Genomic DNA, 14597 nt, shown 5'->3' with positions numbered 1-14597 from the left:
TCGCTTCATCCCACATAAAGAGTTCCGTCAGCGGCGGGGCGTGTAGCGCCGCGCGCGGCGAAAAGTCATCCTCGTCGGTCAGCTGGCCGAAGCGGTTCCAGGGACAGATCAGCTGACAGTCGTCGCAGCCGTAGATTCGGTTGCCGATTAGCGGTCGAAACGCTTCTGGTATCGCGCCTTCGAGCTCGATGGTCAGGTAGGAGATGCAGCGGCGCGCATCTACCACGTAAGGCTCAACGATGGCGCCGGTCGGGCAGGTGGTCAGGCAGGCGACGCAGCGCCCGCACTGTTCTTCCTGCGGCTGATCGACCGGCAACGGCAAATTGATCAACAGTTCGCCAAGAAAAAACCAGGAGCCCGCCTCGCGGTTGAGGATAAGTGAGTGCTTACCTGTCCAGCCGAGTCCTGCTTTCGCCGCCAGCGGCCGCTCCAAAAGGGGGGCGGAATCAACAAACGGGCGAAAATTCGCCGCTTCGCAGCGCTCACGGATTAAATCGCCGAGCTTTTTCAGGCGATTGCGTAATACTTTGTGATAGTCGCGACCTAAAGCGTAGCGGCTGACGTAACCCAGACGGGGATTTTTTAGCGTGCTGGCAAAGGCGGCTTTCGCCGGCAGGTAGTTCATCCGCACGCTGATTACGCGCAGGGTGCCAGGCAGCAGTTCATGCGGGCGGGCGCGCATCATGCCATGTCGCGCCATCCACTCCATTTCGCCATGATATTGCTTATCCAGCCAGGCCTGCAGACGCGGCTCCTCCACGCTGAGATCGGTGTCGCAGATGCCGACCTGCTGAAAGCCGAGCGACAGTCCCCACTGTTTTATATCCTGAGCAAGCTGTTGAAGATCGAGAGGGTGTGACATGACTGATAATACCGAGAAGGAAAACGCCTGTAGTTTACCACACTCTGTCTGGCCTGCGCAGGCGCTGCGTCGTCTGGAAACCGAAGGCGCGGACACGTTAGGCATTACCTTATACGAACTGATGCTGCGCGCGGGCGCCGCCGCTTTCGACCTGATTCGCAGACAGTGGCCGCAGGCGCAACACTGGCTGATACTTTGCGGTCATGGCAATAACGGCGGCGACGGCTATGTCGTGGCGCGTCTGGCGCAGGCAGCGGGGTTTCAGGTGACGCTGCTGGCCTGTGACAGCGAACGCCCGCTGCCGGAAGAAGCGCAGGCGGCGCGCGAAGGCTGGCTGGCGGCCGGTGGCGAAGTGCATGATGCGGAGGCTGTCTGGCCGGAGCAGGTGGATATTATCGTCGATGCGCTGTTGGGCACCGGCCTGAATCGTGCGCCGACGGAAAGCTACGCCCGGTTGATTGAGAAGGCGAACCGCCATGCAGCGCCGGTTTTCTCCATTGATATGCCTTCCGGCCTGGTCGCCGCCAACGGCACTGCCCCTGGCGCAGTCATCGAGGCGGCCGCCACGCTGGCGTTGATCGCCATTAAGCCGGGGCAGGTGACCGGCAAAGCGCGCGACTATGTCGGCCAGCTGCACTATCACGGGCTTGGCCTTGAGTCCTGGCTTAGCGGTCAGCAGGCGCCGATGGCGCGTTACGACGCGCAGGCGCTGACTCGCTGGCTGCATCCGCGTCGACCCACCTCGCACAAGGGCGATCAGGGACGCCTGCTGGTGGTCGGCGGCGATCGCGGCACCGCCGGAGCAATACGGATGACGGCGGAAGCAGCATTGCGCGCCGGAGCAGGTTTGGTGCGAGCGCTTACTCACAAAGATAACATCGTGCCGATTCTCGCCGCCCGCCCGGAGATTATGGTGGATGAACTGACGGATGAGGCGCTCCAGCAGGCGCAGGGATGGGCCGACATGATTGTTGTCGGGCCGGGACTGGGCCAGAAAGAGTGGGGCAAAAAGGCGCTGCGGAAAATAGAAAATTCTCAGAAACCGATGCTGTGGGATGCAGATGCGCTTAACCTGCTGGCATTCAATCCCGATAAACGTCAGAATCGCATCATTACGCCTCATCCCGGCGAAGCGGCGCGACTGTTGAACCTGTCGACCGCTGAAATTGAGAGTGATCGCTTACTTGCCGCTCAACGCTTGGTGAAGCGCTACGGTGGCGTGGCGGTGCTGAAAGGCGCAGGCACGATTATCGCCAGTGAAAGCGGTGAAATAGCCTTCGCCGACGTCGGCAATGCGGGCATGGCTTCAGGCGGGATGGGCGACGTGCTGTCAGGCATCATCGGCGCGCTGTGCGGCCAGAAGCTGACGCTGTATGATGCTGCCTGTGCGGGCTGTGTGGTACATGGCGCGGCGGCGGATGCGGTAGCGGCGCGCTTTGGCACGCGTGGAATGCTGGCGACCGATCTGTTCTCCGAGCTGTTTCGATTTGTTAATCCTGAGATGTTAAACAATAAAGCATGAATACCTGTGTTATCGCATTGCCTGACGAGGCGGCAACCCTCGATCTGGGCGCTCAACTTGCCCGCGCCTGCGACAGCGCGGTGGTCATCTATCTGTACGGCGATTTAGGGGCCGGAAAAACCACCTTCAGCCGCGGATTCTTGCAGGCGCTGGGTCATCAGGGCAACGTGAAAAGCCCGACCTATACGCTGGTGGAGCCTTATCAGCAGCTGGCGCGGCCCGTTTATCATTTTGATCTCTATCGGCTGGCCGACCCGGAAGAGCTGGAGTTTATGGGCATTCGCGACTATTTCGCCGGCGACGCCGTTTGCCTGGTGGAATGGCCGCAGCAGGGCGCGGGCGTGCTGCCTGAGCCCGACCTGTCGCTGACCCTGAGCTATGTCAGCCAGGCGCGCGAAGCGAAGCTGGAAGCGCATTCGCCGCTCGGCGAAAGACTGGTCGCGCTGGCGCTGAAGAAGGACTCCGCATAATGGCGCGCATCAAGGTTATGCTGTTGATGCTGCTGTGCCTGTTCTCCTGCTCCTCGCTGGCGGCCAGTCTGTCCGATATTCAGGTTTCAAACGGCAATAGTCAGGCAACGGTGACGCTGAGCTTTAACGGCCAGCCCATCTACGGCTTCTTCCCGTTGCATAACCCGGACCGCGTGGTGCTGGATATTCGTCAGTCCGGCGTAATTCAGGGGCTGCCGCTGAATTTCAGCGGCGATAATCTGGTGAAACGCATTCGCACCAGCCAACCGAAAGATGCGCAGAGCATTCGGCTGGTGTTTGAGCTGACCCGGTCCGGTAAAACGCGCGCCGTTACGCAGCGCAACGGCGACAATTACAAGGTCGTGTTTACCATTACCGGCAAACAGAGCGCCGCCGCCCGCGCGCCGGTCAACACCGCGACGCGCAGCCGTCCACAGCCGACCACACCAGCGCACAATCCCTTTGACGGCGATAAGGTCACCACGGTGACCAACAGCAACAGCCGCATCGCGCCGGGACAGAGCAACAGCACCTCTAACGATACGGTGATTGTCGCTATTGACGCCGGTCACGGTGGACAGGACCCCGGCGCCATCGGCATGAATGGCCTGAAAGAGAAGAACGTCACCATCGCCATCGCCCGCAAGCTGAAAGCGATGCTTAATGACGATCCGATGTTTAAAGGCGTGCTGACGCGCGACGGCGACTACTTTATTTCAGTGATGGGGCGCTCTGACGTGGCGCGTAAGCAAAACGCCAACGTGCTGGTGTCTATCCACGCCGACGCCGCGCCAAACCGCAGCGCGCGCGGCGCATCGGTCTGGGTCCTGTCGAACCGCCGCGCCAACAGCGAAATGGCGAACTGGCTTGAACAGCATGAGAAACAGTCTGAGCTGCTGGGCGGGGCAGGCGATCTGCTGGCTAACAGCCAGGCGGACCCTTATCTGAGCCAGGCGGTATTGGATTTACAGTTCGGCCACTCTCAGCGCGTCGGTTATGATGTGGCGAAGAAGGTAATTCAGCAGCTGCAACAGGTCGGCTCGCTGCACAAGCGGCGACCAGAGCATGCCAGCCTGGGCGTATTGCGTTCGCCCGATATCCCTTCGCTGCTGGTGGAAACGGGTTTTATCAGTAACCCTTCGGAGGAGCGGCTGCTGGGAAGCAGTGCGTATCAGGAGAAGATTGCCGGGTCGATTTATCGCGGCCTGCGCAGCTACTTCCTGACGCATCCGCTGCAATCTGTCCCAAAGCAGGAAAACCGACCGTTGCCGTCCGCAACGGCGGTTGAAGTCGAAGCCAATCGTTCCAGCACGCCGGTCGCTTATACCGGGCCGGTGAAGCGTCACGTCGTGAAGCGCGGCGAAACGCTGTCGGGCATCGCCGCGCAGTATGGCGTTTCCATGACCACGTTGACGCAGCTGAACCAGCTGAAAAAGCAGAGCGTCTGGGTAGGGCAACGGCTGAAAGTGCCTGCCAGCGGTGGCACGACCGCCGTTTCAGCCGCCTCCAGCCGCCGTCCGCAGCGTCATAAAGTGGTGCGCGGCGATTCGCTGACCGCCATTGCGGTGCATTACGGCGTCAGCGCGCAGGCTATCATGCAGGCCAATAATATGAAGTCTACCAATGTGATGCTGGGGCAAACGCTAAAGATCCCCGCCTCCTGACCGCCGCGGGCCGCATGACCGCCGCGGGCCGCATGACGGCCCGCGGCCGCCACGCAGCGCGACAACCGTTGTTTCACGCCAGATTGAGGATAGTGCCCCATGCCCATTCAGATCCTGCCGCCGCAGTTAGCCAACCAGATCGCCGCCGGTGAAGTGGTCGAGCGACCGGCGTCGGTCGTTAAGGAACTGGTGGAAAATAGCCTCGATGCTGGCGCCACGCGTATCGATATCGATATTGAAAAGGGCGGCGCGAAGCTGATTCGCATCCGTGACAACGGCTGCGGCATCAGCAAAGCGGAACTGGCGATGGCGCTCGCGCGTCACGCCACCAGTAAAATCACGTCGCTGGACGATCTGGAAGCGATCGTCAGCCTGGGCTTTCGCGGCGAGGCGCTGGCGAGCATCAGCTCCGTTTCGCGCCTGACGCTGACCTCGCGCACCGCTGAACAGCAGGAAGCCTGGCAGGCGTATGCCGAAGGGCGCGATATGACGGTGACGGTCAAACCCGCCGCGCATCCGCCTGGCACCACGCTGGAAGTGCTCGACCTCTTTTACAACACGCCTGCGCGCCGCAAGTTTATGCGCACCGAAAAGACCGAGTTCGCTCATATTGATGAGGTGGTGCGGCGTATTGCGCTGGCGCGTTTCGATATCGCCATTTCCCTGACCCATAACGGCAAGCTGGTGCGTCAGTACCGCGCCGCCGCGCAGGAAAGCCAACAGTTGCGGCGTCTGGGCGCTATCTGCGGCGCCACCTTTATGGATCATGCGCTGAAAATAGAATGGCAGCATGGCGATCTGGCGCTGCGCGGCTGGGTGGCCGATCCGGCTGGCGCGCGTCAGGTCAGCGAGCTGCAATACTGCTACGTAAACGGCCGCATGATGCGCGATAAGCTGATCAACCATGCTATTCGCCAGGCCTATCAGGAAAAGCTGGGCGGCGATCATCAGCCCGCCTATGTGCTTTATCTGCATATCGATCCGCATCAGGTCGATGTGAACGTGCATCCTGCTAAGCATGAGGTGCGTTTCCATCAGTCGCGGCTGGTGCATGATTTTATCTATCAAGGCGTGATCAGCGTGCTGCAAGAGAGCGGCGCGGAAAGCCTGCCGCTGACGACGGAGGCGGCGCCGCGCTGGCAGCCGGAAAACCGTCAGGCTGCGGGCGGCAATCACTTTTCCAGCCCGCCGCCGACGCCGGTCGAGCCGTCAGCGCCCGCTGAGACCTCGCCGCCACGTCAGCCCTCGGTCTCCGCCGCCGCGCCGCGCGCCGGTAATGGCGGCGGCGCAGGCGGTCACGCCGCGGCGTCGTTGACAGGCTGGCCACAGCAGCAGCCCGGTTATCAAAAACGCGAGGGCGCGCTTTATCAGCAGCTGCTGCAAACGCCGACGCCCGCAGAAAAAACGCCGTCGCGCGCGCAGGAGCCTGTCGCCGCGCCGCTGCGCGCCCATAGCCAGAGCCTGGGGCGGGTATTGACGGTGCTGCACGACAGCTACGCGGTGGTGGAGCGGGACGGCCAGCTGGCGCTGATCGCCTTAACCGTGGCGTCGCGCTGGTTGCGTCAGGCGCAGCTGGAACCGGGCGCCGAAGGGCTGAAGCCTCAGCCGTTGCTGATTCCGGTCAGGTTAAAGCTGGCCCAGGCGGAACGACAGGCAATGCAGCGGCACGATGAGCTGCTGCGCCTGTTGGGTATTGATTTGCAAAGCGATGGGCAGCATGTGACGCTACGCGCGGTGCCTTTACCATTGCGCCAACAAAATTTACAAAACTTGATTCCAGAACTGTTAGGCTATCTCGCCCGTCAGCAGGATATTTCCTCGACGCTGTTAGCCCAATGGCTGGCGCGTCAGGCTGAGGTAGAGCATACGCACTGGAATCATTCACAGGCGATAGCGCTGCTGGCGGATGTCGAACGGCTCTGTCCGGCGCTATTAAAATCGCCACCTCCGGGTTTATTACAACCGATCGACACAGAAAAGGCGTTAAACGCCCTGAAGCATGAGTGAAAGCAGAATGGCGGGCCGGCCTAAGGCGATTTTTTTGATGGGGCCGACGGCCTCCGGCAAAACGGCGTTGGCGATTTCGCTGCGCAAGCAGTTGCCGGTAGAGCTGATAAGCGTTGATTCAGCCCTGATTTATCGCGGCATGGATATTGGCACTGCCAAGCCATCCGCGGAGGAGCTGGCGCAGGCGCCCCATCGTCTGCTGGACATCCGCGATCCGTCGGAAGCCTACTCGGCGGCCGACTTTCGTCGCGATGCGTTAGCGGAAATGGCGGAGATTACCTCAAAAGGGCGAATTCCGTTGCTTGTTGGTGGAACCATGCTCTACTTCAAAGCGCTGCTGGAAGGATTGTCGCCGTTGCCCTCGGCCGATCCGGAGGTGCGCGAACGGATAGAGCAAACGGCGCGTGAACAGGGATGGGAAGCCCTGCACCGCCAATTATGTGAAATTGATCCCATTGCTGGCGCTCGTATTCATCCGAATGATCCCCAGAGACTCTCGCGGGCACTGGAAGTTTTTTTTATTTCGGGTAAAACTTTAACAGAACTGACGAAAACCGCGGGTGAGGCGTTGCCTTACGATGTCATTCAGTTCGCTATCGCTCCGGCGAGCCGTGAATTGTTGCATCAGCGTATTGCGTTGCGTTTTGAACAAATGCTGGCTTCAGGTTTTGAAGCCGAAGCGCGCGCGCTGTTTGCAAGGGGAGATTTGCATACGGATTTGCCTTCCATTCGTTGTGTCGGATATCGCCAGATGTGGTCCTACCTTGAAGGCGAGATTGATTACAACGAAATGGTTTATCGGGGAATTTGCGCGACCCGACAACTCGCCAAGCGCCAAATCACCTGGCTACGCGGCTGGCAGAATGTTCACTGGCTTGACAGCGAACATTCGGACCAGGCGCTTAACAAGGTATTACAGGTTCTTGGTGCGAACCTTGGGTGAATGTGTACAATTGATCCGTTATCGTGCGCAAATTTTTTTACGCAGTTTTTAGAGCCGCAGGGTTCTTAGTAATAAACAACAAGCATATAAGGAAAAGATAGAATGGCTAAGGGGCAATCTTTACAAGACCCGTTCCTGAACGCACTGCGTCGCGAGCGTGTTCCGGTTTCAATTTATTTGGTGAATGGTATCAAACTGCAAGGTCAGATTGAGTCTTTCGATCAGTTTGTCATTTTGTTGAAAAATACGGTCAGCCAGATGGTGTATAAGCACGCTATCTCTACCGTTGTTCCGTCCCGTGCAGTCTCCCACCATAGCAACAATGCAGGTGGCGGTAGCAACTATCATCACGGCGGCAATAATCAGGCAGCGCAATCGCAGCCGCAACAGCAAGACGGTGACAGCGCTGAGTAAGCCCTGTTATCGTACTGCCAAAACGGGGAAAGTATTAATGGCCTTCCCCGTTTTGGTCAATCAATTAGAGAGGTTTAAGCTTGTTTGACCGTTATGATGCCGGTGAGCAGGCCATACTGGTACACATCTGGTTCTCGCAAGACAAAGAGACAGAAGACCTGCAGGAATTCGAAACGCTGGTCTCTTCCTCAGGCGTCGAAGCGCTGCGCGTGATAACCGGTAGCCGCAAAGCGCCACATCCCAAATATTTTGTCGGTGAAGGTAAAGCTGTCGAGATCGCTGAAGCGGTGAAAGCCACCGGCGCTTCAGTCGTCATCTTTGACCATGCCTTGTCGCCGGCTCAGGAACGCAACCTTGAGCGTCTGTGCGAATGTCGTGTGATTGACCGTACCGGTCTGATCCTGGATATCTTCGCCCAGCGCGCCCGCACTCACGAAGGTAAATTGCAGGTAGAGCTGGCCCAGCTTCGCCATCTCGCCACGCGCCTGGTGCGCGGCTGGACCCACCTTGAACGTCAGAAAGGAGGCATCGGCCTGCGTGGACCGGGTGAAACCCAGCTGGAAACCGACCGTCGGTTGCTGCGTAATCGCATCAGCCAGATTTTGTCGCGTCTGGAGCGCGTGGAAAAACAGCGCGATCAGGGGCGACAGGCGCGTGCGAAGGCGGATATCCCCACGGTATCGCTGGTGGGCTACACCAACGCCGGCAAATCAACGCTGTTCAACAGCGTGACCTCCGCCGACGTCTATGCCGCCGATCAGCTGTTCGCCACCCTGGACCCGACGCTGCGCCGCATCGACGTTTCCGACGTCGGCGAAGTCGTGCTGGCCGATACCGTCGGCTTTATCCGTCATCTGCCGCACGACCTGGTAGCCGCTTTTAAAGCGACCCTACAGGAAACGCGTCAGGCGGCGCTGCTGCTGCATATCATCGATGCCGCCGATGTGCGCATGGATGAAAACATCGAGGCGGTGGAAACCGTTCTCGAAGAGATCGAAGCCGACGAAATTCCGATGCTGCAGGTGATGAATAAGATCGACATGCTTGACGGCTTTGAGCCGCGCATCGATCGCAACGATGAAAATCAACCGGTGCGCGTCTGGCTCTCAGCCCAAAGCGGTGCGGGTCTGCCGCTGCTGTTCCAGGCGCTGACCGAACGGCTTTCCGGCGAAATTGCGCAGTACGAGCTGCGTCTGCCGCCGGAGGCGGGACGCCTGCGCAGCCGATTTTATCAGCTGCAGGCCATTGAAAAAGAATGGAATGAAGAAGATGGCAGCGTAGGATTGATGATTCGCCTGCCGATTGTTGACTGGCGCCGCCTGTGCAAACAGGAGCCGACGCTGGTGGATTATATTGTTTGACTGATGTTGCCTGAAACGCGTATCCCGGCCTGGGATAACACCGCACATACAATAAATGGAGTATAAACATGGCGTGGAATCAGCCCGGTAATAACGGACAAGACCGCGACCCGTGGGGAAGCAGCAATAATCAAGGCGGCAACTCTGGGGGAAACAAGGGAGGACGCGATCAGGGGCCTCCCGATCTCGATGATATCTTCCGTAAGCTGAGTAAAAAACTTGGCGGTCTGGGCGGTGGCGGCAAGGGCGGCGATAATTCACGCGGCTCAGGCAACGGCGGCAAGCTAGTAGGTATCGTGGCCGTCGCGGCCGTGGTTATCTGGGCGGCGAGCGGCTTTTACACCATTAAAGAGGCCGAGCGCGGCGTCGTAACGCGTTTTGGTCAGTTCAGCCATCTGGTTGAGCCGGGCCTGAACTGGAAACCGACCTTTATCGATCAGGTGCAGGCGGTTAACGTCGAGGCGGTGCGCGAACTGGCCGCGTCCGGCGTGATGCTGACCTCTGACGAAAATGTCGTGCGCGTCGAGATGAACGTGCAGTACCGCGTTACCGACCCGGAACGCTATCTGTTTGCGGTTACCAGCGCGGACGACAGCCTGCGTCAGGCGACAGACAGCGCGCTGCGCGGCGTGATTGGCCGCTCCAGCATGGATCGCATTCTTACCGAAGGCCGTACCGTGGTGCGTAGCGAAACGCAGCGCGAAATCGACGAAACCATTCGGCCCTACAACATGGGCATCACCGTGCTGGACGTCAACTTCCAGGCGGCGCGTCCGCCGGAAGAGGTAAAGGCGGCGTTTGACGACGCGATTGCCGCGCGTGAAAACCGCGAGCAATACGTCCGTGAGGCGGAAGCCTACGCCAATGAAGTGCAGCCGCGCGCTAACGGCCAGGCACAGCGTATTCTGGAAGAGGCGCGGGCCTATAAAGCGCGCACCGTGCTGGAAGCGCAGGGTGAAGTGGCGCGTTTCGCGAAAATCCTGCCGGAATATAAAGCCGCGCCGGAAATCACTAAAGAGCGTCTCTATATCGAAACGATGGAGCGCGTGCTGAGCCATACCCGTAAAGTGTTGGTCAGCAACAGCAACAACAATCTGATGGTGCTGCCGCTGGATCAGCTGATGCGCGGTCAGGGTTCTTCCAGCTCAACCCGTAGCAGCCAGGAGAGCAGCAGCCTGATGCGCCTGCCGTCGACCTCTGGCAGCAACGATCGCGCCAGCAGCGGTTCGTCGTTCAGCCCGGACGACATTATGGATCAGCGTCGTGCCAACGCACTGCGCAACGACACCCAGCGCGAAGGGAGAGAGTAAACGATGCGTAAGCCATTAATCGTATTAATTATTGTTGTACTGGTGGTGCTGTACGCGTCATTGTTCGTGGTTCAGGAAGGCCAGCGCGGCATCGTGCTGCGTTTCGGCAAAGTTCTGCGTGACGATGAGAACAAGCCGCTGGTGTTTGCGCCGGGCCTGCACTTTAAAATTCCGTTCCTGGAATCCGTTAAAACGCTGGACGCCCGTATTCAGACCATGGATAACCAGGCCGATCGCTTTGTGACCAAAGAGAAAAAGGATCTGATCGTCGATTCTTATATCAAATGGCGCATCAGCGATTTCAGCCGTTACTATCTGGCTACCGGCGGCGGCGATGTTTCACAGGCGGAAGTGCTGCTGAAACGCAAGTTTAGCGACCGTTTGCGTTCTGAAATGGGCCGCCTCGACGTGAAAGATATCGTCACTGATTCACGCGGCCGCCTGACGACCGACGTGCGCGACGCGCTCAATACCGGCAGCGCCGGACGCGATGACGAAGTCCAGACGCCAGCGGCGGACGATGCGATTGCGCATGCTGCGGCACGCGTCGCGCGTGAAACCAAGACCGATGAACCGTCGATCAATCCGAACAGTATGGCGGCGCTGGGCATCGAAGTGGTGGATGTGCGCATCAAGCAGATTAATCTGCCGACCGAGGTTTCCGACGCTATCTACAACCGTATGCGCGCCGAACGTGAAGCGGTAGCGCGTAGTCAGCGTTCGCAAGGTCAGGAAGAAGCGGAAAAACTGCGCGCTCAGGCAGATTATCAGGTAACTCGCACGCTGGCGGAAGCACAGCGTCAGGGGCTGATCACCCGTGGTGAAGGCGATGCCGAAGCGGCGAAGCTGTTTGCCGACGCGTTCAGCCAGGATCCGGGCTTCTACGCCTTTATCCGCAGCCTGCGCGCCTATGAGAAAAGCTTCAGCGATAACCAGGACGTGATGGTGCTGAGCCCGGACAGCGATTTCTTCCGCTACATGAAATCGCCTTCCGCCTCCCCGGCACGTTAATCCTGCTAAAAAAGCCGACCTTGCGTCGGCTTTTTTATCCTGCTGTCATGTCGTAACAGAGCGCCCGCTCTGCTTAAGTACCATTTGTCCTTACGCTGTAAAAATCGTTTTCTATCGTTTCCTTACACAGAGGCTGGTATGCAAATCAACAATCTTCCTTTCGGCACTACGGACTGGCATAAAATCGTATCGGAAAAGCATTTGGGCGAGCGGGGATACGCGCTGTGGCGTACCCAACGCTTTAACGATATTCGCGTCAGGATCGTCGAATATTCCGCTGGTTATCTGGCCGATCACTGGTGCGATAAAGGGCATATTCTTTACTGCCTCGAAGGGGAGCTGCATACCGAGCTGGAAGATGGCCGCACCTTTATTTTAACGCCGGGCATGAGCTATCAGGTGGCGGACAACGCCGAAGCGCATCGCTCCTCTTCGCCCGGCGGCGCGAAGCTGTTTATCGTCGATTAAGGACTGCTGTCAGCGGCGTGATATATTCCGTCACGCTTTTTCCCGTCGCTTCCTTCAGCCTCATATTTACGGATTATCCGCCAGTGTGCATAATCGCCAGCTTCTTCGCGTTGATTATCGAGAAATAATGAAAACAACCATATGGATGGCGCTGGCGTTGGTATTGGTATTGGAAGGGCTGGGACCGATGCTGTGGCCGCGTCTCTGGCGTCGCATGATCCTCACCATGGCCCAGCTGCCGGATCGTCTGCTGCACCGTTTTGGCGGCGGGTTAGTGGTGGCTGGCGCGGTGATTTACTATATGTTGAGTGTGCACGGCGGCAGTTAATCCTATATCCAGGCGCAGCGCAAACAGGCGCTAAAACGGCAACCTGACGCAGGCCAAATCTCGATCAAAAAACTGCGCAATCGTATGCTAAAAGTGCTGAAAGTGGAAAATCATGGTGGTAGAATCCATTTTTAAGCAATCGGTGGTTTCAAGAAAATGGGTAAGAACGTTGTCGTACTGGGCACCCAATGGGGTGACGAAGGCAAAGGTAAGATTGTTGACCTTCTGACAGAGCGCGCTAAATACGTTGTGCGCTATCAAGGCGGCCACAATGCGGGTCATACGCTTGTCATCAACGGTGAAAAAACCGTTCTCCACTTAATTCCCTCTGGCATTCTGCGTGAAAACGTCACCAGCATCATCGGTAACGGCGTTGTGCTGTCTCCGGCTGCGCTGATGAAAGAGATGAAAGGTCTGGAAGAGCGTGGCGTCCCGGTACGTGAACGTCTGTTACTCTCTGAAGCCTGCCCGCTGATCTTGCAATATCACGTTGCGATGGATCTGGCGCGCGAGAAAGCGCGCGGCGCGAAGGCGATCGGCACCACCGGTCGCGGCATCGGCCCGGCTTACGAAGATAAAGTGGCCCGTCGCGGCCTGCGCGTGGGCGATCTTTTCAATAAAGAGACCTTCGCCGCCAAGCTGAAAGAGATCGTTGATTTTTACAACTTTCAGCTGGTGCATTACTACAAAGAAGAGGCGGTAGATTACGACACCGTACTGAAAGATGTCATGGATATCGCCGATATCCTGACCAGCATGGTAGTAGACGTGTCCGACCTGCTGGACAACGCGCGTAAGCGCGGCGATCTGATCATGTTCGAAGGCGCGCAGGGCACGCTGCTGGATATCGATCACGGCACCTATCCGTATGTGACCTCTTCCAACACCACCGCAGGCGGCGTGGCGACAGGATCCGGCATCGGTCCGCGCTATGTGGATTACGTGCTGGGCATTATCAAAGCGTACTCCACCCGCGTCGGCGCAGGTCCTTTCCCAACAGAACTGTTTGATGACGTTGGCGAATTCCTGTGTGAAAAAGGCAACGAGTTCGGCGCCACCACCGGCCGCCGTCGTCGCACCGGCTGGCTGGACGTGGTTGCGGTGCGCCGCGCGGTGCAGATTAACTCCCTGTCCGGCTTCTGCATGACGAAGCTGGACGTGCTGGATGGCCTGAAAGAGGTTAAAATCTGCGTGGGCTACCGTATGCCGGATGGCCGCGAAGTTACCACTACGCCGCTGGCCGCGGAAGGGTGGGAAGGCATCGAACCGATTTATGAAACCCTGCCAGGCTGGAGCGAAAGCACCTTTGGCGCGAAATCGGTTGACGCTCTGCCGCAGGCAGCGCGCGATTATATTAAGCGTGTTGAAGAACTGACGGGCGTGCCGGTTGATATTATCTCTACCGGCCCGGATCGCAGCGAAACCATGATCCTGCGTCATCCGTTTGACGCCTGATTGCGCGAAAGGCCGGACAGTGTCCGGCCTTTATCTTCTGTGTTACAGCAGGCGCTCCGCTCTTTATTCCCGCCCACTTTGCTTATCGCTTTTCCTGAAATCCGGCTTGCTTAAAAAAATGCCCTCAATTTAATGGGCTGGTTTATCATCATTAGATAATAATTATCCTAAGCGGATGAAATTCACCGGAAATTCACCGAGGTTATTGTGCAGTTGACGAGTTTTACCGATTTCGGCCTACGCGCCCTGATTTATATGGCGGCATTACCGGCCGGCCAGATGACGAACATCACCCGGGTTACTGACACCTACGGCGTGTCGCGCAATCATATGGTTAAAATTATTAACCAGCTGAGCCGTCTGGGCTATGTCGCCGCCGTACGGGGTAAAAACGGCGGCATTCGTTTGGGTAAACCCGCCTCGGAAATTGTTGTCGGACAGGTTGTACGTGAAATGGAGCCGCTGCAGCTGGTGAATTGTGATATCTGCGCTATTACGCCCGCCTGCCGTTTGCGACAGGCGCTGAACGCGGCGACGGAACAGTTCCTGCGGGAGCTGGATAATTATACGTTGGCCGACCTGGTGAGGGATAACCATCCGCTTTATAAAATTTTGCTGCCGGCGCCTGAGGCTTCAACGCTGGCCGGCTGCTGACAACGGAGGAACCGCTATGTCAAAAGACCCTTTTCAGGAAAGAGAAGCTGAAAAATACGAAAACCCGATTCCCAGTCGCGAGTTTATTCTCGCGCATTTAGAAAAACGTGAAAAACCGGCCAGCCGCG

The 14597-nt window shown here is 58.1% G+C and carries 14 protein-coding genes; 13 read left to right on the top strand and 1 reads right to left on the bottom strand.

Translation table 11 applies throughout. The annotated features are described in order from the left end of the window. Positions 1-862: tRNA epoxyqueuosine(34) reductase QueG (gene queG, locus MYY08_RS09360; protein WP_288013964.1), on the bottom strand; the 862-nt coding region annotated here is incomplete at its 3' end. Here queG and nnr point away from each other — a divergent pair. The 13 genes from nnr to nsrR all read left to right on the top strand — a co-directional run bounded on the left by nnr (position 861) and on the right by nsrR (position 14469). Further along, positions 861-2384, top strand: coding sequence for a bifunctional ADP-dependent NAD(P)H-hydrate dehydratase/NAD(P)H-hydrate epimerase (gene nnr / locus MYY08_RS09355; protein ID WP_190296233.1), 1524 nt, complete (start codon positions 861-863; stop codon positions 2382-2384). The genes queG and nnr overlap by 2 nt on opposite strands. Beyond that, the gene (gene tsaE / locus MYY08_RS09350; RefSeq protein ID WP_038623878.1) at positions 2381-2854 is read left to right on the top strand and encodes a tRNA (adenosine(37)-N6)-threonylcarbamoyltransferase complex ATPase subunit type 1 TsaE; all 474 of its coding nucleotides are present in this window, start codon (positions 2381-2383) and stop codon (positions 2852-2854) included. The genes nnr and tsaE overlap by 4 nt, the downstream gene beginning before the upstream one ends. Continuing rightward, positions 2854-4518 (top strand): N-acetylmuramoyl-L-alanine amidase AmiB, encoded by a 1665-nt coding sequence (gene amiB, locus MYY08_RS09345; protein ID WP_373996397.1) that lies wholly within the window; start codon positions 2854-2856, stop codon positions 4516-4518. The genes tsaE and amiB overlap by 1 nt, the downstream gene beginning before the upstream one ends. Positions 4519-4617: 99 nt before the next feature. Then, positions 4618-6525: a DNA mismatch repair endonuclease MutL gene (gene mutL / locus MYY08_RS09340; protein ID WP_103790945.1), complete on the top strand. Its 1908-nt coding sequence runs from the start codon at positions 4618-4620 to the stop codon at positions 6523-6525. Further along, on the top strand, positions 6518-7468 hold the full coding sequence (gene miaA, locus MYY08_RS09335) for a tRNA (adenosine(37)-N6)-dimethylallyltransferase MiaA (RefSeq protein WP_104951597.1): 951 nt from the start codon (positions 6518-6520) through the stop codon (positions 7466-7468). The genes mutL and miaA overlap by 8 nt, the downstream gene beginning before the upstream one ends. 102 nt (positions 7469-7570) lie before the next feature. After that, positions 7571-7882: an RNA chaperone Hfq gene (hfq, locus tag MYY08_RS09330; RefSeq protein WP_038623882.1), complete on the top strand. Its 312-nt coding sequence runs from the start codon at positions 7571-7573 to the stop codon at positions 7880-7882. A gap of 80 nt (positions 7883-7962) precedes the next feature. Then, positions 7963-9243 (top strand): ribosome rescue GTPase HflX, encoded by a 1281-nt coding sequence (gene hflX, locus MYY08_RS09325; RefSeq protein ID WP_084970353.1) that lies wholly within the window; start codon positions 7963-7965, stop codon positions 9241-9243. A gap of 68 nt (positions 9244-9311) precedes the next feature. Further along, positions 9312-10553, top strand: a complete 1242-nt coding sequence (hflK, locus tag MYY08_RS09320; RefSeq protein WP_038623885.1) for an FtsH protease activity modulator HflK — start codon at positions 9312-9314, stop codon at positions 10551-10553. A gap of 3 nt (positions 10554-10556) precedes the next feature. Next, positions 10557-11564, top strand: coding sequence for a protease modulator HflC (gene hflC / locus MYY08_RS09315; RefSeq protein WP_038623887.1), 1008 nt, complete (start codon positions 10557-10559; stop codon positions 11562-11564). Positions 11565-11702: 138 nt separating this feature from the next. After that, on the top strand, positions 11703-12032 hold the full coding sequence (locus MYY08_RS09310; RefSeq protein WP_038623890.1) for a DHCW motif cupin fold protein: 330 nt from the start codon (positions 11703-11705) through the stop codon (positions 12030-12032). A 127-nt stretch (positions 12033-12159) separates the two neighbouring features. After that, a complete protein-coding gene (locus MYY08_RS09305; protein WP_190296232.1) occupies positions 12160-12360 on the top strand; it encodes a DUF2065 domain-containing protein in 201 nt (66 codons plus the stop codon). A 156-nt stretch (positions 12361-12516) separates the two neighbouring features. Beyond that, the gene (locus MYY08_RS09300; protein ID WP_084970350.1) at positions 12517-13815 is read left to right on the top strand and encodes an adenylosuccinate synthase; all 1299 of its coding nucleotides are present in this window, start codon (positions 12517-12519) and stop codon (positions 13813-13815) included. A 207-nt stretch (positions 13816-14022) separates the two neighbouring features. Beyond that, positions 14023-14469, top strand: coding sequence for a nitric oxide-sensing transcriptional repressor NsrR (gene nsrR, locus MYY08_RS09295; protein ID WP_288013963.1), 447 nt, complete (start codon positions 14023-14025; stop codon positions 14467-14469). Positions 14470-14597 lie beyond the last annotated feature (128 nt).

This window comes from Mixta sp. (genome assembly GCF_024610815.1).
In the GTDB taxonomy this organism is placed as follows: Bacteria; Pseudomonadota; Gammaproteobacteria; order Enterobacterales; family Enterobacteriaceae; genus Mixta; species Mixta calida.
Note: the sequence above shows the minus strand (reverse complement) of the source record. Positions and strands in the feature narration are given on the sequence as shown.